This is a genomic window from Psychroserpens citreus (assembly GCF_055686305.1).
In genome coordinates this window covers 2,880,647-2,906,862 of sequence record NZ_CM145999.1, presented here as the reverse complement: position 1 = coordinate 2,906,862, position 26,216 = coordinate 2,880,647, and the positions used below count along the sequence as shown (strand labels likewise).

At 33.3% G+C, this 26,216-nt stretch carries 18 protein-coding genes; 11 read left to right on the top strand and 7 right to left on the bottom strand.

Annotated elements, in window-relative coordinates:
* Nucleotides 1-11: 11 nt before the first annotated feature.
* The 6 genes from ACTU6T_RS13015 to ACTU6T_RS12990 all read right to left on the bottom strand — a co-directional run bounded on the left by ACTU6T_RS13015 (nt 12) and on the right by ACTU6T_RS12990 (nt 10,807).
* Nucleotides 12-2,033 carry a phage tail protein gene (locus tag ACTU6T_RS13015; RefSeq protein ID WP_460218628.1) on the bottom strand — a complete coding sequence of 674 codons (2,022 nt, stop codon included), beginning with the start codon at nt 2,031-2,033 and terminating at the stop codon, nt 12-14.
* Nucleotides 2,034-2,051: 18 nt separating this feature from the next.
* Nucleotides 2,052-3,509: a RagB/SusD family nutrient uptake outer membrane protein gene (locus ACTU6T_RS13010; RefSeq protein ID WP_460218627.1), complete on the bottom strand. Its 1,458-nt coding sequence runs from the start codon at nt 3,507-3,509 to the stop codon at nt 2,052-2,054.
* A gap of 6 nt (nt 3,510-3,515) precedes the next feature.
* Entirely contained in the window at nt 3,516-6,542 is a 3,027-nt protein-coding gene (locus ACTU6T_RS13005) for a SusC/RagA family TonB-linked outer membrane protein (RefSeq protein WP_460218626.1), read from the bottom strand.
* A gap of 274 nt (nt 6,543-6,816) precedes the next feature.
* Nucleotides 6,817-8,328 (bottom strand): aminotransferase class V-fold PLP-dependent enzyme, encoded by a 1,512-nt coding sequence (locus ACTU6T_RS13000; RefSeq protein ID WP_460218625.1) that lies wholly within the window; start codon nt 8,326-8,328, stop codon nt 6,817-6,819.
* A 23-nt stretch (nt 8,329-8,351) separates the two neighbouring features.
* Nucleotides 8,352-9,740 carry a phosphoglucosamine mutase gene (gene glmM, locus ACTU6T_RS12995; RefSeq protein WP_460218624.1) on the bottom strand — a complete coding sequence of 463 codons (1,389 nt, stop codon included), beginning with the start codon at nt 9,738-9,740 and terminating at the stop codon, nt 8,352-8,354.
* Complete coding sequence (locus ACTU6T_RS12990; protein ID WP_460218623.1) at nt 9,740-10,807, bottom strand: acyltransferase family protein; 1,068 nt, start codon at nt 10,805-10,807, stop codon at nt 9,740-9,742. The genes glmM and ACTU6T_RS12990 overlap by 1 nt, the downstream gene beginning before the upstream one ends.
* 40 nt (nt 10,808-10,847) lie before the next feature.
* Here ACTU6T_RS12990 and ACTU6T_RS12985 point away from each other — a divergent pair, with 40 nt between their 5' ends.
* From ACTU6T_RS12985 to ACTU6T_RS12965, 5 genes are all read left to right on the top strand, one after another.
* A complete protein-coding gene (locus ACTU6T_RS12985; protein WP_460218622.1) occupies nt 10,848-11,456 on the top strand; it encodes an acyl carrier protein phosphodiesterase in 609 nt (202 codons plus the stop codon).
* Nucleotides 11,446-13,164, top strand: coding sequence for a gamma-glutamyltransferase (gene ggt, locus ACTU6T_RS12980; protein WP_460218621.1), 1,719 nt, complete (start codon nt 11,446-11,448; stop codon nt 13,162-13,164). The genes ACTU6T_RS12985 and ggt overlap by 11 nt, the downstream gene beginning before the upstream one ends.
* 9 nt (nt 13,165-13,173) lie before the next feature.
* Complete coding sequence (locus tag ACTU6T_RS12975; RefSeq protein ID WP_460218620.1) at nt 13,174-14,076, top strand: ATP-grasp domain-containing protein; 903 nt, start codon at nt 13,174-13,176, stop codon at nt 14,074-14,076.
* Nucleotides 14,077-14,162: 86 nt separating this feature from the next.
* Nucleotides 14,163-15,359 carry a hypothetical protein gene (locus ACTU6T_RS12970; RefSeq protein WP_460218619.1) on the top strand — a complete coding sequence of 399 codons (1,197 nt, stop codon included), beginning with the start codon at nt 14,163-14,165 and terminating at the stop codon, nt 15,357-15,359.
* A gap of 8 nt (nt 15,360-15,367) precedes the next feature.
* The gene (locus ACTU6T_RS12965) at nt 15,368-15,745 is read left to right on the top strand and encodes a hypothetical protein (RefSeq protein WP_460218618.1); all 378 of its coding nucleotides are present in this window, start codon (nt 15,368-15,370) and stop codon (nt 15,743-15,745) included.
* Here the strand turns inward: ACTU6T_RS12965 and ACTU6T_RS12960 are convergent.
* Entirely contained in the window at nt 15,738-16,265 is a 528-nt protein-coding gene (locus tag ACTU6T_RS12960) for a hypothetical protein (RefSeq protein WP_460218617.1), read from the bottom strand. The two genes, ACTU6T_RS12965 and ACTU6T_RS12960, sit on opposite strands and share 8 nt — an antisense overlap.
* A gap of 130 nt (nt 16,266-16,395) precedes the next feature.
* Between ACTU6T_RS12960 and ACTU6T_RS12955 the strand changes: the two genes are divergently transcribed.
* From ACTU6T_RS12955 to ACTU6T_RS12930, 6 genes are all read left to right on the top strand, one after another.
* Entirely contained in the window at nt 16,396-17,811 is a 1,416-nt protein-coding gene (locus ACTU6T_RS12955; protein WP_460218616.1) for an alpha/beta fold hydrolase, read from the top strand.
* A gap of 95 nt (nt 17,812-17,906) precedes the next feature.
* Nucleotides 17,907-18,257: a hypothetical protein gene (locus ACTU6T_RS12950; RefSeq protein ID WP_460218615.1), complete on the top strand. Its 351-nt coding sequence runs from the start codon at nt 17,907-17,909 to the stop codon at nt 18,255-18,257.
* A gap of 154 nt (nt 18,258-18,411) precedes the next feature.
* Nucleotides 18,412-21,243, top strand: coding sequence for an excinuclease ABC subunit UvrA (uvrA, locus tag ACTU6T_RS12945; protein WP_460218614.1), 2,832 nt, complete (start codon nt 18,412-18,414; stop codon nt 21,241-21,243).
* Nucleotides 21,244-21,274: 31 nt separating this feature from the next.
* Complete coding sequence (locus ACTU6T_RS12940; protein ID WP_460218613.1) at nt 21,275-21,964, top strand: LOG family protein; 690 nt, start codon at nt 21,275-21,277, stop codon at nt 21,962-21,964.
* A 37-nt stretch (nt 21,965-22,001) separates the two neighbouring features.
* On the top strand, nt 22,002-23,273 hold the full coding sequence (locus ACTU6T_RS12935) for an endonuclease/exonuclease/phosphatase family protein (protein WP_460218612.1): 1,272 nt from the start codon (nt 22,002-22,004) through the stop codon (nt 23,271-23,273).
* Complete coding sequence (locus ACTU6T_RS12930) at nt 23,270-26,110, top strand: gluzincin family metallopeptidase (RefSeq protein ID WP_460218611.1); 2,841 nt, start codon at nt 23,270-23,272, stop codon at nt 26,108-26,110. The genes ACTU6T_RS12935 and ACTU6T_RS12930 overlap by 4 nt, the downstream gene beginning before the upstream one ends.
* Nucleotides 26,111-26,216: the final 106 nt, after the last annotated feature.

Genomic DNA, 26,216 nt, shown 5'->3' with positions numbered 1-26,216 from the left:
CCTTTTTTTTATTAATTAGTAAGTGTAAACTCGTCAAAATAATAGATTGAATCATCTCCCGAATTTCCGAAATCGAAAAATATTACTACAGTAACATAATCTGCGGCAGGAGCTTCAGAAAAATCATACACTAATTCTTCCCAACCATTGGCAACTGAATTTGTGATATCAACTTCATATGTAATACTAGCATCTGCGTTTTCAAGTTTTAATTTTACAACGATTCCGCTTGTTGGTGACCATGTCTTAACACTAATTTGGTTATATGTAGTTAAGTCAAGAGGGTCATCCATTACAAATAAGGTACCTGCCCATACTTCAGATCCTGAAGTTTTTGTAAACTGTGCTACATTTGCTGTAGTATTAATTCCTGAAGCATCAGGGTTAGAGATTACTTGTGTATCTGCAATATTTCCGAAGGAAATGAATGATGGCGCTGTACCTTCAAAATCTTGAAATGAAAAATCTTGTAACGTTCCAACAAGTTCAACATCATCATAATAGTACACTGAGTCATCTCCCGAGTTTCCAAAATCAAAGAATATTACGACTTTCACATAATCAGCAGCTGGTGCTTCGTTAAAATCATATAATAAATTTTCCCATTGATTTGCTACGGTCGTTGGAAGATCTACTTCATACGTTGTACTTGCATCAGCATTTTCAAGCTTAAGCTTAACCACTGCTCCAACATTAGGAGACCATGTTTTGACGTTAATTTGTCCAAAAGAAGCAAGATCAATTGGAGCATCAGTTTCGAATAACGTACCAGCCCAAACTTCAGAACCATTAGTCTTTGTTAATTGAGCTACATTCGCACTTGTGTTAATTCCAGACATATCTGGATTTGCAACTACTTCTGTATCTGCTATATTTCCAAAGGAAATAAATGTTGGTGGTGTTCCTTCAAAATCTTCGATAATTTGAGAGACAACTACACCTGCAAAATCTTGCCTGATATTATCCACATAAAATGTCCAATCGGCACCACCATCTCCAGCAGTTCCAAGATCAAAGAACCACACAATCTTTTGATACGATTCTGTTTCTAGATTTGGTTCTTCACTAAGATCAATTGAGACTTCCTCCCATTCACTATTTCCAACTAAAGGAACCGAAACTTCAATAAATGTATTGGCATCATCAAGATTCTCTAATTTCAAAGTAAATGTTCCTCCAGGGCGTGGAGACCACACATCAAATTTCATAACTTTCTTAGTGCTAAAGTCAATTGGTGATGATGCTACAATAACATTCCCTGCCCATACTTCTGGAGCACCTTTAACAATCTTTGCAACTTTAGCAGATTCATTTCCATTGGTATCAGGATTATCAATTATTTCACCTGTTGCTCCGCCAAATCCGAAAAATACGGTAGTATCAAAAATTTCAAAATCTATTGGTAATTCAGTTGGTGTTGCTATCGTAACGACAACAGTGTCTTCAGTAGTTTCAACACCTCCACTTAGAGCTACAACTCTAACTGTATAGTCACCAACGAGATCATATTCAAAACTAACTTCATCACCAAGTGCTAATGGAGTAGCTTCTTCATCTGGATTTGATGTATCAAAATACACTTCAAACGAAGCTGCATAATCTGCTGAAGCAGAAACATTCACTTGAAATGGATTAGACGCATCAATCTCTGCAGTAATTTCTAAATTTTCTGGAGCTCTGAAAGACACAACTAATTGTTGTGTTACTTCAGTTGTAAGTCCATTAATACTAACAGCTTCAACGGTAACTGTATAAGTACCTTCATCATAAACATGTTGAGTACTTTCACCTTGGTTTATTGCTACTGGTGTTTCGGTTCCATCACCCAAAGTAATGTTATAAGTGGCAGCACCAACTGCATTAGGCGTTATTAAGACTGTTCCTGTATTATCCTGAGATACATTAAAGGTAGCCGAAACTTCTGTTGGTGCAGTTAAATCATTTAGAAGATCTAAATTGTCATCATCATTTTGACAGCTAGTAACTACACTAAATGCTACAAAAAGAGTTAATACATATTTTATTGTTTTCATAATTTCAATTTTTATTTTTTAGTATCCTGGATTTTGTTCCCAATTACCTCCAGCAAGTTGTATTTCAATTAATGGAATTGGAAATACTTCATGCTTTCCTGCTTGAAAACCATCAATTTCTTGAGCTGCTCTTCCAGTTCTAACTAAGTCGAAGAAATGATGTCCTTCTCCAACTAGTTCTACGCGACGCTCTTTATAAATAGCGTTCGTTAAATTTGTTCCTGTTACATTAGCATCAGGTAATCCTGCTCTAGAGCGTACTCTATTCAAATATTGCTGTGCTTGCATGTCATTTATTCCTCCACGATTTAAAGCTTCAGCTGCCATTAGTAACACATCGGCAAAACGAATCGCCCTGTAATTATTCGGGTTTGTTAAGTTAGCGTCTCCAGTATTTAAATCGCCTTGCCTAGAAATATACTTTCTGTTAAAGTATCCTGTGTGCTCAAATCCTGTAGCAAATGTTGCTCCAGTATCTGCAGCCCAAGCATCAATATCTAAAATTGCGGTATCCTTACGAAGATCTCCATCCTCAAAGGCGTCTACCACTTCTTGAACTGGCACATTAAAACTAAATCCTGATTCAAATTCTGGACCTGTATAATTTCTTATACCATTAAAACCGACTGCTACATTTCCTTCACTACACTGCAAACAATCGAAACCTGCTCCCTCTTCGTCAGAGTATTGCACTTCAAATACAGATTCTATATTATTTTCATTATCATTCTCAAACATTGTTGTGTAGTCTGATAATAAATCATACGGGCCATTAGCAATTAAATCTTCCAAAACAGGAGCAGCTTCACTAAATTTATCTTGGTACAAATACACTTTACCGAGTAAAGCTTGCGCAGCACCTTTAGTAACTCTTCCAGATTCTGATGCTGTATATGTTAAGTTATCGGCAGCAAAAATTAAATCTTGTTCAATTTGCGCATACACTTCAGCTTTAGGCGTTCTTTCGATAGAAAATTCTTCTCCAAGAACAAATCGTCTATCCACAACAAATGGAATATCACCAAACCATTTTACCAATTCAAAATAATAATATGCTCTTAAAAAACGTGTTTGAGCAAGTACTGAATTCTTATTAGGAAAATCCAATTTATCTTGAAATTCCATAATAAAATTAGCTCTATTTACACCGCCATACATCCAACTCCAGATATCTCTCAATTGCTGATTCACTGGCGTATGTATCATATCATCAATTTCCTGAATCCCAGGAACATCTGTTGCACTTTCACCACCAGCTAAGGTATTATCAGATGCTATTTCTCCTAACATGACATTTAAATATGTAGAATGTAATGGATCGTATGCAGCAATTAATGCTGATTGATACTCTTCTTCAGTATTAAAAAAGGTATCAGAAGTTTCATTTTGTGGATCAACATCAATAAAGTCATCTCCACAAGAAGAAAACATTATTAAGGCTAATACTAGTATACTTTTAATTTTTATCTGTTTCATAGCTCATTAAAATTTTAAGTTAACTCCTAATAAATATGTTTGTGGACTTGGGTAAAATCCTTGGTCAATTCCACCTCCAATTGGAGCTCCTGTTGATGCGGTTGGATCATATCCTCTATACTCGGTTAATGTTACTAAGTTACTAGCAGATACATATATACGAAATTTATCAAGCTTAGAGTTCTCAGATTGATTGAACGTATATCCCAATTGTACATTTTGCAAACGCACAAATGAACCATCTTCAACGAAATAATCTGAGAATAATCCATTAGATGTCGCGCCAGTTGTAACCCTAGGATCTGTATTACTTGTGCCAGGGCCAGTCCAACGATCTAAAAACACTACACTTCTATTAGTAAGAGGTTGATTACGCTCATAATTTCTAACAATTTCATTTCCAACAGAAGCAAAAGCATAAGCTGAAAAGTCAAAATTCTTAAAATCAACAGAAAGATTAAGTCCCATTGTAGCATCAGGAATTGGATCTCCTAAATTTGTCTTATCATTATCATCAATCACACCATCATTATTGATATCTACAAACTTAATATCTCCAGGAAGTACCTGATCATTTATTGTAGTAGATGCATCAATCTCTGCTTGTGTTTGAAAAATCCCATCGGTTTTAAAACCTCTAAAATATCCTATAGGGAAACCAGCTTCCATTCGTGACGGTGGATCTTGTCCAACTCCAAATGATCCTCCAGCAATAAATCCGCCTTCAGTGTTCACTGATAACACTTCATTTTGAATTGTTGTTACATTATATCTTACACTGAATTTAAAATCATCAGACACTCTATTAGTATAACCAATAGCGAACTCAAACCCTTTGTTTTCAACTTCTCCCCCATTAACAACGGGAGGACCAGCACCAGGAGCACCAACACCAAGTATACCAGATACCTGAGGCACTACTAATAAATCATCAGTGGTTCTTTTAAAATAATCTGCTGTTATATCAAATTTGTTATCTAAGAATCTTAAATCTACACCTATATCGAAAGTTTTTTGTTTTTCCCAGCGAATTTCAGGATTAGAAACTGGTCCTAAGGCTGCTCCGGAAATAATACCATCGTCAAATACATAAGTTCCTTCTCCATCTAATAAGGATACAAATCCGAAATCAGCAATCCTATCATTACCAAGCACACCATAAGACACTCTTAATTTAAGAAAATCTATAAAATTATTATCACTTAAAAAATCTTCTTCGGAAGCAATCCATCCAATTGAACCAGAAGGAAAATAACCAAATCTATTATCTGGTCCAAATCGTGTAGATCCATCACGACGAATCACCGCCGATAATAAATATTTTCCATCGTAATTATACTGTACTCTAGAAAAATAAGACAAAAGTCTGTTATCAAACCTTGGATCGAAACCAAGTTCTTGGTTAATATTTTCTGCATCTTGAGCCAATTCTACGCTTGCATTTTCGACAGAATTCCCAGAAATATCAAATGCTCTATTACCTGTAAAGATACCTGTGGTTTGAAACACTGAAGCACCAAGTAACACTTTTAAATCGTGAACATCATTAAATACATTTTCATAGGTTAAAAATGCGTCAAATGTATAATCTCTAAATACATTGAAAGTTTCTACTACTTCACTTCTATCAACATTAAACACTTTACCACTACCAAAGTTAGCAACAGGTCTAAAGACTTTTCCTTTAACCTCAGAATAATTTGCTTGAATATTAGCTTGAGCAGTAAAATGATCTAAAAACTTATAAGATAAACCAGCATTACCGCTTAATCGATTTACTTTAGTTCTATCAAAAGTACCGTTCAACTGTGCTATTGGATTAATAACTTCGTTACCAAGACCTTCAGCGATAGTAAAATTGCCTGAGGCGTCACGAACACCTTTAGTAGGATCCATATTTAATGCATTAAATAATACTGATCCCAAAGCATTTTCACTTAAGTTTCTTTTATTAGTATGCGTATAAATTAATCCTGCATTAAATTTAAAATTGTCAAGAAAATCTAGACTATAGCTTCCACGTTTAGTAAAACGCGTGAAATTATTTTTATTCCCCCCTACAATACCATCTTGAGTTAAAAAGGAAGACCCAAATGCATAGGTAGATTTCTCTTTTCCTCCTTTAATAGTTATTGCGTGATTATTAATAGGTGCCGATTCAAAAACTTCATCCTGCCAATCTGTTCCAATACCTAAATTAGAAATGTCTGTAAATTGAGGGTTTTGACCTCCAGCTACAAAAGCTTCATTTACTAAAAGCGCGTATTCCGTAGCATTTAGCACAGGGATTTTTCGAGTAGTTTCTTGAAAACCTGTATAGGCGTTATACTCAACAGTTAACGGCATTTCTTTACGTCCAGATTTTGTTGTTATAAGAATTACACCATTTGCTGCTCTTACACCATAAATACCTGCAGTTGCATCTTTCAACACATTAACTGATTCGATATCACCAGGATTAATTACACTAAGGTCTTCAATAACGTTACCATCAACCAAAATAAGTGGACGGCTATCGCCATTTGTTGAAATACCCCTAATACTAATTGTTGATGATGCTCCAGGAGATCCAGAATTTGAAGAAATATTGACCCCAGCCACTTGTCCTTGTAAGGCTTGTTCAATCCTAGTAGGTTTCAAGTTTTCAATAGTCTCTGAACTAACAACAGATACAGCACCTGTTGTTTCCTTCTTTTTCTGAGTACCATAACCAATAACCACTACTTCATTTAAAGACTGTGCGTCTTCTACCAAAGCAATAGCTAAAGGATTATCATTAGCTACTGTAACCTCATAATCTTTATATCCAAGATAAGAGAATACAATAACCGAGTTAATTGGGACATTTGAAATTGAAAAATTCCCATCAAAATCTGTAGAAGCACCATTAGTTGTGTTCTTAACCAAGACATTTACCCCTGGTATGGGTTGCCCGGTTGCTTGATCTGTCACTGTTCCTGTTACAGTTACATTTTGACTGATAGCCAATGATGTAAAGAAAAAGAACAACAGTGTAAAAAGTTTTGTTGTCATATAGATTGATTGTTATGACGTAAACTTAAAAGATGCAATTGATAATTCCTTAAAATTAGCCTATACAAAAATCATACACTTCAAAAAAGAACTATTCTTATTGCAAAATCATTAAAATAACTGACTTTTCTCTGTGTTTTGTTTAATCTATTATCCAAATAAATTTAACATAACAAACAATTGTTGTGGTAATGTATAGGAAAAATGACAGTGGTTTTAAATTTGTATTGCTGAATTAAAACAATGTAGTATTCAATTGTATAAAAAAGGAAATTTAAATACTAAACCATGAATTCATCTGAGCATCATTTTGAGGCATATTATTCAATAAGGATTTATGAACAAATTCATTAGTCCCGCCATCGTATTCATAATCTTTTGCCCATTCAGTATGATTTTTAGCAAGTTCAAGAATACTTTGACATACAAAATCAATCTCATCATTAGTGGTTGTTGGGTGAATGGACATTCTTATCCATCCTGGCTTACGAACCAAATCGCCAATAGAAATTTCATTAGTCAACTCATTACTCGTTTGTTGATCTACATGCAATAAAAAATGCCCATAAGTTCCTGCACAACTACAACCTCCTCGAGTTTGAATTCCAAATCGATCGTTTAATAATTTGACACCTAAATTGTAATGCAAATCGTCTATGTAGAAAGAAATGACCCCCAATCGATCTTGATGCTGACCTGCTAAAATATGAATATGCTTCTCAGAAGATAAACTCTTAAAAATATGCTCTACAATATCATGCTCACGCTTTAAAATATTAGCAACTCCCATTTTCTCCTTTAACTTAATAGCTAATGCAGTTTTAATAGTCTGCAAAAAACCAGGAGTTCCTCCATCCTCTCGGTCTTCTATATCATCTATATATTTATGCTCTCCCCAAGGATTAGTCCAACTTACAGTCCCTCCTCCAGGACAATCAGGAATCATATTGTTATATAGTTTCTTATTAAATATCAACACGCCAGAAGTACCTGGCCCTCCCAGAAATTTATGAGGTGAAAAGAAAATAGCATCCAAACTTTGCAATTCATTCTCTGGATGCATATTTATATCTACATAAGGTGCAGAACAAGCAAAATCTACAAAACATACGCCACCATGTTTATGCATTAATTCGGCAATATCATGATGAGGCGTTTGAATCCCAGTAACGTTAGAACCGGCTATAACTGAAGCTATTTTTAGCGTACAGTCTTTATACTTATTAAGCAAAACTTCTAAATTCTGAAGAGAAAATAATCCATTATCATCTGGTGGAATCACTTCAACTTTGGCTATGGTTTCTAACCAAGACGTTTGGTTTGAATGATGCTCCATATGAGTTACAAAAACTACTGGGCGAATCTCATCAGGAACTGTAGTGTAAGCTCTAAGATTCTCAGGGACTTTAAGACCTAATATTCTTTGAAATTTATTAACCACGCCAGTCATACCATTACCACAAACTATAAGCACATCCTCTTCATTACAATTAACATGAGATTTAATAATATGCTTTGCTTCGTGATAAGCTTTGGTCATTGCAGTTCCAGAAACTGTCGTTTCCGTATGCGTATTAGCTACAAAAGGCCCAAACTCATTACATAATTTTTCTTCAATAGGTCGATACAAACGACCAGATGCTGTCCAATCTGTGTATATGATTTTTTTAGTTCCAAATGGAGATTCAAACTCTTGGTCTATCCCTATAATGTGTTGCCTGAACTGATTAAAATAATGTTCAAGTTTTTTAGACGATTCTTGCGCTTGGGTTTCAATAGAAATCATAACAATAAATGTATTTAAAGATACTAAATATTTGCAATACCCTTAATTTCCAAAATTATTCTATCGGCAAGTATATCTGCAGCATCTTGTGATGGTGCTTCTGTATAAATTCGAATAATAGGTTCTGTATTACTCTTTCTCAAATGAACCCATGAATCTTCAAAATCAATTTTTACGCCATCTATGGTTGTGATATTTTCGTGACTGTATTTATATTCCATCGCTTTTAATAAAGCATCTACATCCAATTCTGGTGTAAGTTGAATTTTCTTTTTACTCATAAAATAGCTTGGATAAGATGCTCTCAAGTCACTAACATTGATTTTCTTATCGGCCAGCAAACTTAAAAATAAAGCAACTCCTACCAATGCATCCCTTCCGTAGTGCAACTCAGGGTAAATAATCCCTCCGTTACCTTCTCCTCCAATTATGGCTTTGTTTTTTTTCATTAAATTCACCACATTCACCTCTCCTACGGCACTTGCTTCATACGTTCCACCATGTTTTTCCGTAATATCACGAAGCGCTCTAGTAGAACTCATATTACTTACTGTATTTCCAGGAGTTAGACTTAGCACATAATCGGCACAAGCTACGAGTGTATATTCTTCTCCAAACATCTCTCCTTTTTCATCCATAAAAGCTAAGCGATCAACATCAGGATCAACAACAATACCAAAATCGGCATGTTCTTTTACAACAGCTTCAGATAAATCTGTCAAATGTTCTTTAAGAGGTTCTGGGTTATGTGGAAAATGACCATTCGGCTCACAATATAACTTAACGGGATGAACACCAAGGCGTTCTAATAATAAAGGAATTGCAATTCCTCCTGTTGAATTCACGCCATCAACAACAACTTTAAAATTAGCCTTTTTGATCGCTTCAACATTTACTAAATCTAAATCTAAAACATCATCAATGTGCAAATCTATATAGGCATCATTAACTGTAATTTTACCTAAACTGTCTACATCGGCAAACGACATGTCATCAGCTTCGGCAATCTCAAGAATTTTTGCTCCTTCTTCTGCATTTAAAAACTCACCATTAGCATCTAATAATTTAAGTGCATTCCATTGTTTAGGATTATGGCTTGCTGTCAAAATAATACCTCCATCTGCATGCTCCATTGGCACTGCTACTTCTACTGTTGGTGTTGTAGACAACCCAAGATCAATAACATGAATTCCTAGACCTACCAATGTATTCATAACCAAATTTTGAATCATCTCACCCGAGATTCTGGCATCTCTTCCAACAACAACTCTATAGTTATCTTTATCTCGTTGTTGTTTTATCCATGTTCCATAAGCTGATGCAAATTTTACAGCATCTATTGGAGTTAAATTATCACCTACATGTCCGCCAATGGTTCCGCGTATTCCTGAAATCGATTTTATAAGTGTCATTATCTAAATTTGGTTTTTAGTTTTAAAAAATAAGATTCAAAATATTTATAGGACAAATGCGCCATAAGTATCGTGAGTGCAAAAGTCAGTATATAAATTAAAAGCATCGTTATGGTACCATTAAAAATTTCGGCAATATTTGATTTCAAGGTAAAAAACACAACAACATTTAATGCAATTACATGATACATATAAATTCCGTAAGAGATCTGTCCGAGATAATTTAAAAACTTATTACTGATAGTTCTTCCATAATTATTATAAGCCAAAGTATGCACAAACAAGCTAAACATTACCATTACAACTAAGTTTTGTATCAAAGCTATTTCAAATTGAAATACATCAGTAACAAAATATAAAGCTGTAGTTATAACAATAAGAATAGGTATTATAGGTGACTGTTTCAAAATTTCTAATCGCTTTTGTTCTTCAAGAATTGCAACGATGCCTCCTGCAAATAATAAAAAGTATACAAACATATATTGTTGTAAGACATAAAAGGCTTCCATATGAAACACAAAGAAGTAAATTATAGTTAAAAGAGAAAGAACCAAAAGTATTTTATGCTTCCTAACACAATAAAGCAAAGGTGCTATCATTATATAAAATTGCTCTTCAACACCTATAGACCATAAAATTTCTAGAATACCTCCAGGTGCATAAAGTTTTGAAAAAACATTAGGCATAAAAAACATGGTCATAATAATACCTTCACCGAGATGATAATTATTTTCAAAAGGAATGTTTAAAACCGGTAAAATGCACCAATAAAATAAAAAGCCAAATAATACTATCAAATAATACAAAGGAAATATTCTAAGAATACGTCGCATATAAAACTTCTTAATTGAAAATGCATCACGCTGTTTAAGTCTGTAGATAAGTCTAATAATCAAAAAACCGCTCAATACGAAAAACATATAAACAGCTTCGGTGCCACGATTAAACACTGGCGCATCCAAAAAGTATGGAAGGCCTTGATTTCTACTAAGTTGTGGGATATGGAAACATATAACCAACGAAGCCAAAATAAAACGTAAAGGATCTAAATTTGGTAATCTGTCCAAGTATCTACATTTTGAACTCAAAAATACATATATTTATTAAATGAATTTTCTTGCCCATATTTACCTATCATTTGACGACGATCAAATAACTATCGGAAACTTTATTGCTGATGGAATAAGAGGTAAACGGTATAAAAAATTCCCCATTGATATTCAAAAAGGAATTCTTTTACATCGCCACATCGACACCTTTACAGACGCACATCCAATTGTAAGACAAAGCACTAAACGTTTGCATAAAAATTATGGTCATTATAGTGGTGTTATTGTTGACATATTATATGATCATTTTCTAGCAAAAAACTGGGCACGTTATTCTAAAACAACATTAGAAGATTTTATTGAAAATTTTTATGATTTAATTCGAAATAATTTTGAAATACTCCCTCCAAGAATACAAAAAATGATGCCACATATGATTGCCGAGAATTGGTTGCTAAGTTACGCTGAAATTGAGGGTATTCAAAAGGTATTAAATGGCATGAATCGTAGAACCCAAAACAAATCAGGAATGCATACAGCTACTACAGAACTCAAAGCATTTTATACTGAGTTTGAAACAGAATTCACCGCATTTTTTGAAGATTTAATTGCTTTTACTCAACGCTCCTTACAAGACATAGAAATCCAACTAGAGAATGAAAACTAAAATCCTAATTTTAGCTATTGGCTTAGCCTTTATTGCTTGCAAAAAAGATACTATTACAAAACGAGGTGTTACTACTTCAAACGCCATGGTCGTTTCTGCAAGACAGGAAGCTTCAAGAATTGGAAGTGATATTTTAGAACAAGGAGGCAATGCTTTTGACGCTATGTTTGCAACAGAAATGGCTCTCGCTGTTATTTATCCTTATGCTGGAAACCTTGGTGGTGGTGGATTTATGATTTACCGTCTCAATGATGGTGAAACTGGTGCACTCGATTATCGTGAAAAAGCACCTTTAGCTGCCACCAAAGACATGTATTTAGATTCCCTTGGAAATGTTATCAAAGACAAGAGTACTGTTGGTGCTCAAGCAGTAGGTGTCCCAGGTACAATAGCTGGAATTTTCACTGCACATCAAAGATTTGGCAGTTTACCAATAGAAACCCTACTAGAACCAGTTATTAAATTAGCAGAAAATGGTTTTACTGTTACAGAAAAGCAACATAAACGCTTTGGTAAATATGATAGCATTATAACTGCTGTTAATAAAAAACAGGTATTAGTCAATAAAGACGTAGCAACAAATAGTATGTTTAAAAACATGGCGTTAGCAGAAACTTTAAAACGAATTGCAATGCATGGTCGTGACGAGTTTTACAAAGGTCAAACCGGACAATTATTAGTTGAATATCTAAAAGAGCGTGGCGGTATTATTACCATGGAAGATTTGGCATTATATAAAGCGCAATGGAGAGATCCTATACGGTTCCAATATGATGATTTAATTATCATTTCAATGTCTCCTCCTTCTTCAGGAGGACTTTGCTTAGCTCAGATAATGAAAATGTTAGAGCCTTATGATTTGAGTCAATATGAACACAATTCCTTGAAAGCCATACAAATAATTGTTGAAGCTGAAAAACAAGCTTATGCTGATCGTAGTTATTATTTAGGTGATCCAGATTTTGTGAATATTCCAATACAAGAATTGTTAGATGACAACTATCTTAAAAACCGAATGTCAAAATTTTCATTCGACAATGCCACACCATCAGATTCTATTTCCTATGGACATCTTCCAGATTATTCAATGGAAATTTCTGAATCATTTCAATTTCAAGAACATGAAGAAACCACACACTACTCCATAGTAGATCAATTTGGAAATGCGGTCTCAGTGACTACAACGCTTAATGGCGCTTATGGTTCTAAGCTTTATATTGATGAATTGGGCTTTTTCTTAAATAATGAAATGGACGATTTTAGCAGCAAACCTGGTGTTCCCAATGTATATGGACTTATTGGTGGAAAAGCCAATGCCATTGCCCCACAAAAACGAATGTTAAGTGCAATGACACCAACTATCGTAGAAAAAAATGACAAACTATATATGGTCGTAGGTACCCCTGGAGGTTCTACTATCATTACTTCAGTATTGCAAACTATTTTAAATGTTCACGAATTTAATATGACTATGCAAGAGGCAGTTGATGCTCCTCGTTTTCACCATCAATGGTTACCTGAAGAAATTAGAATGGAGCCCGAACGTTTTAATTCATTACTCCTAGAGCAACTCATAAATAAAGGATATACTATTAACGAAGAACGAACCCCAGTCATTGGAAAAGTAGATGCCATTCTCGTTTTAGATGATGGAACTTTGGAAGGAGGAGCCGATTTCAGAGGAGATGATACAGCAGTTGGTTTTTAAAATTTAGGTATGAATACATTATATGACATCGTAATCTTAACAGACCATCGCTATTTAAGCGATTCTAAAACAGACATATATAAACATAATGTTTACTATGAAGATCGTTTAGTATATCATGCTCTAGAACAAGTTGGACTCAAAACCTTACGTTTAGCATGGGATGATATGTTTTTTGATTGGTCAACAACTAAAACCATACTCTTTCGGAGTACATGGGATTATTTTGATCGTTTTGAAGAGTTTTCAAAATGGTTAGAAAAGGTCTCCAAACAAACAACATTAATCAATTCTGAAGCTATAATTCGTTGGAATATTGACAAACATTATCTATTAGACCTTCAAAAAAATGGTATCCATATTGCTGAGAGTCATTTCATAAAAAAAAATGCCAAAGTTAGTTTAGCTCAATTGCATGATATTCTCAACTGGAAAAATACTGTTTTAAAACCTTGTGTTTCTGGAGCCGCAAGACATACATATAAATTAAATCCTGAGAATTTAGAGAGCCATGAAGCTATCTTTCAAGAATTAATTTCTAATGAGGCTATGATATTGCAACCCTTTCAAAATAATATAGTGAGTAAAGGTGAAGTATCTATGATGGTCTTTAATGGCAATTTTTCTCATGCTATTTTGAAAAAAGCAAAAGCAGGTGATTTTAGAGTTCAGGATGATTTTGGAGGCACTATCGAAGATTACATGGCTTCTGAACAAGAAATAACTTTTGCCGAAACCTCAGTAAAAGCATGCCCAGAATTACCTATTTATGCTAGGGTTGATATTTTTGAAGATAACAATGGTGCTATTGCGCTTTCTGAATTAGAACTCATTGAACCCGAATTATGGTTTAGACATAAAAAAGACGCGGCATTGTCTCTAGCTGAAGGCATTAAGTTAAAGCTAATATAGTAGATACTGGAATGCAATTATTTGTTGTCAATTATAAAGTCTCACGTCATTTAAGATAAGAGTTCTATACCTTTGAAAAAAAATCAATGCCAAAACCTAAAAAAATCCTTAAAATTATTGGAGGTGTGATTATCTTTTTCACCTTACTCTCTCTTCTGTTCTTTGCCTATATGTATTTTAAATACAATGAAGAATTACCAACAGGGCAACAAGGTCAAACTGCAGATCAATTAGCTTATAGCATGCTAGACGTTTTAGATTATGAGGCTTATAAAACCACAGATTATATAGAATTCACATTTAAAAAAAGACATCATTACAAATGGGATAAAGCTAAAAATACTTGCATGGTAATATGGCAAGATTATATTGTGAATCTGGATTTCAATGATGCTTCAAACCATAAAGCATATGCCTACAACTTAGAAATTGTAGACAATGAGAAACTCAAATTAGATTTAATTAAAAAAGCTATCAAATTATTTAATAATGATACTTTCTGGTTAGTAGCTCCTTATAAAGTTTTTGATTCTGGAGTTGAACGCAGACTCGTCATTACTAAAGATAATAAAGAGGCCTTATTGGTAACGTACAACTCTGGCGGTTCTACACCTGGAGATTCTTATTTATGGCATTTTGACTCTAACGGAAAACCGACAAGCTTTCAAATGTGGGTAGATATATTACCTATTAACGGACTAGAAGCTACTTGGAACAATTGGACAACTACCAATACTGGAGCACAATTACCAACCTTTCATAAATTGCTATTTCTTGGACTGGAGATTGATGATATTAGAACAAAAACTTTATCTGTATCATGTACAACTGAAAGAACTCCAAATCCAAATAACGATGGATCTACCGATGAACAGTTAGATGATATTTATATCAAATCATGTAAATTCAGAAACTATAAATCGGTTTCTATAAGCGATCCTGACTATCAAGGGAGAACCTCTTGGAATTACACTCTATTTATGGACAACCAACCGTCAAATAATTCAGATCTCTTTACTTCAAATTTAAATGAACTAGAACTACTGCTTAATAAAACGTTTAAAGAACAGTATGTCAAAGATTTTAGTATTCCAGAATTAAAAGAATGCTTAAAATCGATACCTTTTAAAGAAGCAATAATTGATGACTATGCTATAGAGTTTAATGAAGATAACACGATAAGATTTTTCAAGCAATATCCTGTCACCAATGCTTGCTTAAATTTAAGTTTTGCTAGTAAATCATTTAACATCAAAGACCTGACAAAATATATGAACCCATAACTTAAATAATGAAAGATATTTTTGATTTCACTTATAAAGTTCTTATGAATTTATCTAGAATTTCAGGTTTTAGCTATAAGGAAACCAACATCATTATATGGTTCGTCCTTATTCCTTTTTCTTGGATGTTTTTAATTGATAAAATTAGAGGTAAACATATATTCAAATTAAGCTTTACCTTAATAATATTTATATCTGTTATAACCATTAATGATTTTTCAAAATTCTCTAATAAGTTATTTGACAAGTCAGCTGAATTCCTCAGAAGTTTTAATGCCGTAGGAAGCAATTATACTTCATCTTCAGTAATTATATGTTTAATAATCCCATTGATAGTCTACATTATATTAATCAAAAAAGCATACTTCAGTAGACCACCTATTTAGATTTCTGCCCCACGAACTGCTGTGATTTTAACTTAAACAAGACATTAAACGTTGTCAAACTACCATAACTTCGTGTGATATATTGCTGCAAATCAATTTTCTCTTGTTCATCAAGATTCTTGCTCGAATTGATTTTTTGTTCCATCACTCTCAGTCGATCTCTTACCATAGTAATCTTATGAAAAAAACTATCAATAGGTAACTCTTTACCTTGAAGGTTAGTATCTCCTGGTTCCATAATGAGCTTACCGCCTTTCCACTTCTCTGCAATAGGCACAACTTCAGTAACATCACTCCAACGTTTTAAAATATGTACTAAACTACTTTCAACTTCAGCAAAACTTACTGTGTCCACTTCGTCTTCACATGCTTCAATAACTTCAAATTCACTATCAATATCAATGGTTTCTAATCCGTTATCCATAAAAGTAACCCAATAGTGTTTTGAAGTGACATTGGTCACAACACCTTTTCCGTATTCATTATGATTAATTCTTGATCCTATTCCTAATATATTCATGATTAATTACTTTAATTTATAAAACTAAAATAGAGATAATATTGGAATTGTAGCTCTTATATTTTTGTTAATTGAATTTAGGCTAAAGTATTTTTTTCTAATTTGTATGTATAAACTAAAACATATTATTATGCGCCAGCAGATATACTTTTCTTTATTTCTTTTTATTTGTTTAAGCTGTCAATCACAAGAAGATCATAGCTGCGTTTTTAAAGGTCAAATTAGTATACAACATGATCGCTGTGGTTATGTTGATGTGCCTAACAATTGGGGAAAAAAATCAAATGGCAATACTCAAATTGCCTATCTCGTCATTGCATCTAAATCGGCTAACCGAAAAGAAGACCCTGTTATTTTTTTACAAGGTGGTCCAGGTGGAAGTGTACTACCATTGGCCAATGTATTTAAAAATCTATCTTTAGATAGTGATCGTGATTTTATCATGTATGATCAGCGTGGAATGGGGTTTTCTAATGAAATTTGCCCTGGATTAAGTAGTAAATTTTTAGATATCATGTCTGCAGACATACCTTTAAATCAAGAAGACGAAGCGCTTATAGAGATAAGTAAAGATTGTATTAAAACTCTTAGTAGTTCTAATTTTAAAACGGCTTTTGGGTCTACAGAAAGTGCAAAAGATATTGAAGCCTTAAGGTTACATTTAGGTTATAAGCAACTCAATTTATTTGGTGGATCTTATGGTACACGACTTGGTCTAAAATACATGGAGCTCTATCCAAGTAAGGTGCGTACTTCTATTTTATCAGGTTTGTTTCCACCAAATATTAGGCTTTATGATAATATTTACACTAACTTAAATCGTTCTCTTAATAAACTTTTCAATACTTGCGATAATGATGAGAATTGCTCAAAAAAATATCCAAATTTAAGAGATGAGTTCAAAACTATCTGTACTGCTTTAGACAAGGCGCCAAAAACCTTCTCAAATGGCAATGAAAACATTGTAATTAACAAACAAGACTTTTTATTACTCATACAACAAATGCTATATGATCGCAGAACAATTAGTGAAGCACCTAGCTTTATTATGGCCTTTAAGAATGAAGACTCAAATGCTGTTATTGAATCAATTCAAGCATTTGCAAGTCGTCTAGGAATTATCAATGTGGCCGCGTATTGGTCGGTTATGACTATTGATGAAGGCACTTTTGGTAACGCTAAGAGTTTAGCAAATGATGGACAACAGCATGCTACTTTATCGTCTGGAATAAGCTTATTTACATCAGATCCAGATGTCATCAAAGTATGGCCATCTCAAAACAACAAGAACAAAACAATGAAAGCAGTAGCTTCAGATGTCCCAACCTTATTAGTGAGTGGTGATTGGGATCCTATTACACCTCCTTCTAATGCTGAAAATGCAGCGAAATCTCTCAGAAATGCTAATCATGTTGTATTTCCTAACGATGGGCACTGCCCTATGAATCAATGCTTCTTTAGTATAGCCAAATCTTTTTTAAATCATCCTCGTCAAAATATAGATGATAGCTGTACTTCTGCTACGCAATCCATTAGATTTAATTAATGCTTTTTTGTGAAGTTAAAAAATCACCAAAAGAATTGTTTCGAATACATTTTCTGAATAATTTTGTAATAGTCTCACTGTAAAGACTTTTTATTATGAAAACACTTTTTTTTACAATCCTTTTTTTAGGGTTCAGTATCATTTCATATGGACAAAATCAACCAAAAGTTGGTGATGTTTTAGAAATTAACAAACCCTATGCCCAAACTTTTAACCATATCAAATTCCCAAAGGTAAATATGTTAATTAAGAAGGGGAAAGTTCCAAATTACAATAGTGTATATGGAACTAAAGTTGTTATTTCAAATATTAAAACCAAAGGCGATGGAACAACTTATGTGATTCTAAAAAAGCAAGATGATTCTAAGTTTTTTGGTTATCTAACTGAAGTCAAAGCACACTACACAAATGCTATCGAATCTGGAGAATTATCAGTTTCTAAATAACATACAAACTGGTTCTACAACTATAAATGCTCTGAAAATTCAGTATGTTTTTTGTTGAAACCCTGTTTAACACACCTAAGCTTCACAATTATTTAACAACTAAATATCGTACCTTTGCAACTTTGCCATCTAATTCAGCAATTCTATACCATTTATGAGCAATTTTGATGATGCGATAGAGGTTAAAGGCGCCCGCGTACATAACCTAAAAAATATTGACGTAACCATACCAAGAGAACAACTTGTTGTCATAACAGGATTGTCGGGTAGTGGAAAATCATCCTTAGCATTTGATACTATTTATGCTGAAGGTCAACGTCGTTATATTGAAACATTTTCAGCATATGCTCGACAATTTTTAGGCGGACTTGAACGTCCGGATGTTGATAAGATTGATGGGCTTTCTCCAGTTATTGCGATTGAGCAAAAAACAACAAGTAAATCTCCTCGTTCTACGGTTGGTACCATTACAGAAATCTATGATTTCCTTCGTTTGTTGTATGCTCGTGCAAGTGATGCCTATAGCTATAACACAGGCGAAAAAATGGTAAGTTACAGTGATGAGCAAATTAAAGACCTTATTAAAGATAGCTACAAAGGCAAGAAAATTAATATCCTCTCTCCTATCATTCGTTCTCGAAAAGGTCATTATCGTGAGCTTTTTGAGCAAATTGCTAAACAAGGCTTTGTCAAAGTTAGAACTGATGGAGAAGTTCGTGATCTCATAAAAGGAATGCGACTTGATCGTTATAAAACTCATGATATAGAAATTGTAATTGATCGCTTAAAAATTGATGATACAGACGATAACGATAAGCGTCTTGCCGAAACTATAAATACTGCAATGTATCATGGAAACGATGTACTTATGGTTTTAGATCATGACACCAATGAGACTCGTTATTTTAGTCGAAATTTAATGTGTCCATCTTCTGGAATTTCATATCCTAACCCTGAGCCTAACAATTTTTCATTTAATTCTCCTAAAGGCGCATGTTCAAACTGTAATGGGATTGGTACTTTATATCAGGTAAATGAAAACAAAATCATACCAGATAAAACACTGTCTATTAAATCTGGAGCTCTAGCACCTCATGGTCCACAAAAAAACAGTTGGATATTCAAACAGTTTGAAACAATTGCTCAACGTTTTAATTTTAATTTAAGCGATCCCTATGAGAGCATTCCTGAAGATGCTAAACAAATGATTTTGTACGGTGGAAATGATAAGTTTTCAGTTGAAAGCAAGACACTTGGAGTAACAAGAGATTATAAAATTGACTTTGAAGGTGTTGCGAATTTTATTGAAAGTCAATATAGAAATGCCGAAACCACGTCATTAAAGCGATGGGCAAAAGATTACATGGACAAAATAAAATGTCCTACCTGTGAAGGCTCGAGGCTAAGAAAAGAATCTTTATATTTTAAAGTTAATGGGCTAAACATTGCTGAATTAGCGCACAAAGACATCGTAGATTTGGCAAAATGGTTTGATCAGATTAACGAAAAGCTCACAGATAAACAATTTAAAATAGCCGAGGAAATCATTAAGGAGATCAAAGCAAGACTTCAATTTTTATTGGATGTTGGATTGGATTATTTATCTCTAAATCGAAGTTCAAAATCGTTATCTGGAGGTGAAGCTCAGCGTATAAGGTTAGCAACGCAAATTGGTTCGCAGTTGGTTGGTGTACTTTATATTTTAGATGAACCAAGTATTGGATTACATCAGCGTGATAATGAAAAGTTAATTAACTCATTAGTTTCGCTTCGCGATATTGGAAATTCTGTGATTGTTGTTGAGCATGATAAAGACATGATAGAGCGTGCCGATTATGTTATTGATATTGGTCCAAAGGCAGGAAAATACGGAGGAGAAATTATAAGCACAGGTAACCCTGAAGAATTATTAAAACACAATACCTTAACTGCAGATTATCTCAATGGAACACGAGAGATTCCTGTCCCTAAAACACGTCGAAAGGGTAACGGCAAACATATAGAACTTAAAGGTTGTAATGGTAATAACTTAAAAAACGTATCGGTAAAATTTCCATTAGGAAAAATGATTGGCATTACTGGAGTATCTGGAAGCGGAAAATCGACCCTTATCAATGAAACTTTGTACCCAATAATGAATGCTTATTACTTTAATGGTGTAAAAAAACCAATGCCTTATAAAAGTATCAAGGGATTAGAACATTGTGATAAAGTTATAGACATCAACCAGTCTCCTATTGGAAGAACACCACGAAGTAATCCTGCAACTTATACTGGAACATTCAGTGAAATAAGAAGCTTATTTGCTAAAATTCCAGAAGCCATGATTCGTGGTTATAAACCTGGCCGCTTTAGTTTCAATGTTAAAGGCGGACGCTGTGAAACATGTCAAGGTGGAGGATTACGCGTAATTGAAATGAATTTTCTTCCAGATGTCTACGTCGAATGTGAAACCTGCCAAGGGAAACGTTTCAATAGAGAAACTTTAGAAATACGATATAAAGGAAAATCGATAAGCGATGTTTTAAATATGACGATTTCCGAAGCTGTTGATTTCTTTGAGCACATTCCGAAAATTTATAAAAAACTTAAAACCATTAAAGATGTAGGTTTAGGTTACATCACACTAGGACAACAAAGCACAACACTATCTGGTGGTGAGGCACAACGCATTAAACTAGCTACAGAATTAAGTAAACGGGATACAGGGAATACCTTCTATATACTTGACGAACCTACTACTGGCTTACATTTTGAAGATATAAGAGTCTTAATGCTAGTCTTAAATAAATTAGTAGACAAAGGAAATACCGTTTTAATTATTGAACACAATCTCGATGTTATAAAAATGTGTGACTACATTATTGATATTGGCTATGAAGGCGGACAAGGAGGCGGACAAGTTGTTGCTAAAGGAGATCCTGAAACAATTATAAAAGATAAAAAGAGTTACACTGCTAAATTCTTGAAAAAAGAGTTAAATTAGCAGGTTGACAAAACACTAATTTAAAGCATATATGAGAAAAGAACAAAACCATAAAGGTTGGAATGAAATAAAAACAAATGATTCTTGGGCAATTTTTAAAATCATGGGTGAATTCGTAAACGGTTACGAAAAGCTTAGTAAAATTGGTCCTTGTGTATCTATATTTGGTTCAGCACGTACTAAACCAGACCATAAATATTATAAATTAGCAGAAGAAGTTGCTTCTAAAATTGTTGAACATGGTTATGGTGTAATCACTGGAGGTGGTCCAGGAATTATGGAAGCTGGTAATAAAGGAGCACATATTGCTGGAGGAACTTCTGTTGGATTAAATATTGAACTTCCTTTTGAACAACATGACAATCCTTATATCGATAATGATAAAAGCTTAGATTTTGATTATTTCTTTGTTAGAAAAGTCATGTTTGTAAAATATTCTCAAGGTTTTGTAGTGATGCCTGGAGGTTTTGGAACATTAGATGAACTCTTTGAAGCTATTACTTTAATTCAAACGAATAAAATTGAAAAATTCCCAATCATTCTCGTTGGAAGTGAATTTTGGGGTGGTTTAATGGATTGGGTAAAACAAACCTTATTAGAAGCCAATAATAATATAAGTGCTAAAGATTTAGACTTAATTCATGTTGTAGATACATCAGACGAAGTCATAACAATACTAGATAAATTCTATAAAGAATATGGGCTAAGTCCGAATTTCTAGAACGCATACATCAAAATAAAATTTCAAGATTACCGCTATGATTAAGAAATTATATGTTTTGGTTTTTGCCTGTACATTAGTGTGTCATACATTGATCGCTCAGGAAAACTTTAAACTCATGTTTTACAATTTATTAAATTTTCCTTCAGAAGATGCTGTTCCAAACCGCTTAGATGGATTGCAACTCGTTTTAGACGATTACAGACCAGATCTTTTTATGGTTTGTGAATTGAATAATGAAAACGGAGCAAACTCCATATTATCTGTCATGCAATTTTTGAACCCAAATTATCAAAGAGCAGTCTTTCAGACCAATTCGTCGGACGATAATGGGAGTGATCAAAATGATTTGCAAAATTTAATTTATTATGACAGCTCGAAATTTAGTCTTGAAAGTCAAACCATTATAACCTCAATTTTTAGAGATTTCAATCACTATAAACTTAAATTAAATACGATAAATCAAGATTCAAATCCTGTAGTTTTAGATGTCATCGTTTGTCATTTAAAAGCTTCAAGTGGTGTTGATAATGAAGCCTTGCGTTTACAAATGGTTCAAGATTTAACTGCTTATCTTAACCCCTTCCCTGAGGATAGCAATATTATTCTTGCTGGCGATTTTAATGTGTATTCTAGTTCTGAACCAGCATTCCAAGAGATTATTGATACTGATAATGATAACACTATAACATTTGAAGACCCTGCAGATCGTATAGGAAATTGGCATACCAATCCTACATACATTGATGTATTTACGCAATCAACAAGAACACAAACAGGTTTTGGTGGATCTACTGGCGGGTTTGATGATCGTTTCGATTTCATAATGGCATCTTCATCTCTAATGACTGGAGACCCAATGTTATCTTATGTTACAAACAGCTATGACGTGTATGGAAATAATGAAAATGTGAATTGTTTTAACCGATCGATAAACTCAAATGATTGTGCTGGATCTCAATTTTCATTTACTATTAGAGACGCCTTGCATGATTTTAGTGATCACCTTCCGGTTACTATTGAACTTCAAACCAACCAGACACTTCATGTTAAAGATATTGTTAAAGAAAATGCCATATCGTTCTTAGGTACAAATATTGTAGATGAACTATTAAAAATTAATATCAAAACCGGTTTACAAAATCAATTGTCATTATCTGTATACAACAGTTTAGGACAAATTATTAAAACTGTCGACGTTAATAATTCGTTAATAGAGATAGATACCTCACAATTTACCAACGGTATCTATTATATTACAAGTTCTAAATTTCAAATTAAACCCTTAAAATTCATCGTCTCACATTGAAGCTTAATCGATTTATAAGTTTAACTCTCTTTTTATTGTGGAGCTTTTTGTCTTTTGGTCAAAATACTATTGACCTAAAAGCTTCTGTAGATGCTGAAACGAAAACTATAAAAATACACCAGCGTATTAAATACTTAAATGAAAGTAACGATATACTCACCGAAATTTATTTAAATGACTGGAACAATGCCTATTCAACAAAAAAAACACCTTTAGCAAAACGCTTTACCGAAGAGTTTAATGATAAATTTCATTTTGCAAAAAGTGAACAACGTGGATTTACTGTCATTACAAGTCTTGAGGATCAGGAAACAAACTCACTAGAATTTTCTACATTAGAAAATCATCCTGATGTTATTAAGGTAACATTGAAAAAACCGATACTTCCTGGTGAATCTTATGTCATAAAACTCGCCTATGATGTTATTTTACCTGATGATAATTTTACAGGTTATGGGATTAGTCCAGAGAAAGATTTCAATCTAAAATATTGGTACATTACTCCTGTCGTTTATGATGGGCAATGGCACTATTACAGTAACAAGAATCTAGATGATTTATACATTCCAAATGCCGATTTAATTTTTGAAATTGAATTACCGTTAAATTATCAATTAATTTCAGAACTCAATACCATAAATGTAAAGCAAACTCTAGACAAACAAACGTTCTTTTTACACGGAAAAAATCGAGTAAACACCCATTTAATTATTACAAAATTCTCACAGTTCAAATTTGTTCAAACCGATAATTTCACGATTTATTCAGATTTATCAAGTGAAGGCATTCTTTCAGAAGAGAAAGCATTAATCACAGATAAAATCACACGATTTATTACCGAACATTTAGGGAATTATCCTCATGAACGTATGTTAATTACTAAAAATGATTATAAGAAGGATCCTTTATATGGATTAAACCAATTGCCTGATTTCATTTTGCCCTTTCCAGATAATTTTCAATACGAATTAAAACTCTTAAAAACAGCATTAAATAATTATCTAGAAAACACCTTGCTCATTAATCCAAGGAAAGACTATTGGTTACGAGATGGCATACAAATTTATTTCTTGATGAAATATGTTGAACTCTATTATCCAGACACTAAACTTTTAGGGAAATTGGCAAATATATGGGGCGTACGCTCATTTCATGCTGCTGATTTAGGCTATAATGACCAATTCAATTTGTTCTACATGCAAATGGCCAGAACCAATAGAGACCAACCACTTACAACTTCTAAAGACTCTTTACTTAAGTTTAATTCTAATATAGCAGGTAAATATAAAGCTGGTATTGGTCTTCGCTATCTTGATGATTTTGTTAACTCAGACATTCTTGAAAATACTATTTCTGAATACTTAAAAACCAATCAAATAAAGATTACCAATTCAAATAAATTTGAGAGTTTATTGAAATCAAAAACAAAAAAAGATATCAATTGGTTTTTTACAGATTATGTAGATTCAAGAAAGAAAATTGATTTTAAAATTAAGCGTATAGAAAAGACTGAAGATTCTGTAACAATTATTATTAAAAATAAACGAGAGAACAGTATGCCAGTGTCTCTATTTACATTGAATAATGATTCTATTTTATCAAAGTCTTGGGTTGAAAATATTGACAAGTACAAAAGCTTAACAATACCCAAAGACATTTTAAACAAGTTAGCTTTAAATTATGACAATATACTACCAGAGTTTAATTTGAGAGATAATTACAAGTCTCTAAAAGGCTCTTTTTTAACAAACAAACCATTCCAATTCAGATTATTTAAAGACATTGAGGATCCGTATTATAACCAAGTCTTCATTATGCCTCAAGCAGAATTTAGAAACATTTATGATGGACTAACACTTGGTGCAAAATTCTACAATAAATCTGTACTAAGAAAACGCCTAAACTATCGATTTTCTCCAGTATATGCTACAAAATCTAAATCTCTAACTGGTAGCAGTAGTGTGTTTTATACACATTATTTAGACGGAATGGACTTATTTAATATTACATATGGTGTTAATGCTAAATATAATTCTTTCGCAGAAGATTCATTCGTAACCATATTAACTCCTAGCCTATCGTTTTCATTTAGGAATAATGACAATTTTAGATCAAATCAACGCCGTTTTCTAAATTTAAGATATGTTGGAATTTCTCGAGATGTTGGTGAAAATGCAATTATTGAAGATTTAGATGAACCCGATTACAGTGTAATCAACTTGAGATACATTAACACCAATCCAGGATTGGTTGACTTTTATAGATGGTTTTATGACGTGCAGTTTGCCAGTAACTTCGGAAAAGTTGCCGTAAATTATGAATATAGAAAGTTATCTGAAAACAATAGACAATTCAATCTCAGACTATTTGCAGGAACCTTTTTATATAACAAAACTAATACAAATTCTGACTACTTTAGTTTTGCATTAGACAGACCAACAGACTACTTGTTTGACTATAATTATTTAGGACGTTCTGAGGATTCAGGAATCTTTAGTCAACAAATTATCATAGCTGAAGGCGGTTTTAAATCCCGTTTAGAAACACCTTTTGCAAACCAATGGATGACAACGGCCAATGTAAGTACTACAATTTGGAAATATATAGAAGCTTATGGAGATGTCGGCTTTGTTAAAAACAAAGGTTTTGACCCAATATTTGTCTATGACTCTGGAATTAAAGTCGATCTAGTAACCGACTATTTTGAATTATATTTCCCTATATACTCCAATCTAGGTTGGGAAATTGGTCAACCTAACTATGATCAAAAAATAAGGATAAAATTTACTGTTGACCCACAAGTATTACTTGGGCTATTTAGAAGAAAATGGTATTAACAGATTCTTAACGAAAAAGCCTTTTTTTGTGCTTTTTTAATGATTTTCTTAAAAAATCATTCTTTTATTAACATATTCGCAATATTATAACAATGCTCAAGGTTGC

Bases quoted from the DNA above. Each gene is read 5' to 3' on its own strand.
- ACTU6T_RS13015 (WP_460218628.1), bottom strand. From the start codon at position 2,033: ATGAAAACAATAAAATATGTATTAACTCTTTTTGTAGCATTTAGTGTA.
- ACTU6T_RS13010 (WP_460218627.1), bottom strand. From the start codon at position 3,509: ATGAAACAGATAAAAATTAAAAGTATACTAGTATTAGCCTTAATAATG.
- ACTU6T_RS13005 (WP_460218626.1), bottom strand. From the start codon at position 6,542: ATGACAACAAAACTTTTTACACTGTTGTTCTTTTTCTTTACATCATTG.
- ACTU6T_RS13000 (WP_460218625.1), bottom strand. From the start codon at position 8,328: ATGATTTCTATTGAAACCCAAGCGCAAGAATCGTCTAAAAAACTTGAA.
- glmM (WP_460218624.1), bottom strand. From the start codon at position 9,740: ATGACACTTATAAAATCGATTTCAGGAATACGCGGAACCATTGGCGGA.
- ACTU6T_RS12985 (WP_460218622.1), top strand. From the start codon at position 10,848: ATGAATTTTCTTGCCCATATTTACCTATCATTTGACGACGATCAAATA.
- ggt (WP_460218621.1), top strand. From the start codon at position 11,446: ATGAAAACTAAAATCCTAATTTTAGCTATTGGCTTAGCCTTTATTGCT.
- ACTU6T_RS12975 (WP_460218620.1), top strand. From the start codon at position 13,174: ATGAATACATTATATGACATCGTAATCTTAACAGACCATCGCTATTTA.
- ACTU6T_RS12970 (WP_460218619.1), top strand. From the start codon at position 14,163: ATGCCAAAACCTAAAAAAATCCTTAAAATTATTGGAGGTGTGATTATC.
- ACTU6T_RS12965 (WP_460218618.1), top strand. From the start codon at position 15,368: ATGAAAGATATTTTTGATTTCACTTATAAAGTTCTTATGAATTTATCT.
- ACTU6T_RS12960 (WP_460218617.1), bottom strand. From the start codon at position 16,265: ATGAATATATTAGGAATAGGATCAAGAATTAATCATAATGAATACGGA.
- ACTU6T_RS12955 (WP_460218616.1), top strand. From the start codon at position 16,396: ATGCGCCAGCAGATATACTTTTCTTTATTTCTTTTTATTTGTTTAAGC.
- ACTU6T_RS12950 (WP_460218615.1), top strand. From the start codon at position 17,907: ATGAAAACACTTTTTTTTACAATCCTTTTTTTAGGGTTCAGTATCATT.
- uvrA (WP_460218614.1), top strand. From the start codon at position 18,412: ATGAGCAATTTTGATGATGCGATAGAGGTTAAAGGCGCCCGCGTACAT.
- ACTU6T_RS12940 (WP_460218613.1), top strand. From the start codon at position 21,275: ATGAGAAAAGAACAAAACCATAAAGGTTGGAATGAAATAAAAACAAAT.
- ACTU6T_RS12935 (WP_460218612.1), top strand. From the start codon at position 22,002: ATGATTAAGAAATTATATGTTTTGGTTTTTGCCTGTACATTAGTGTGT.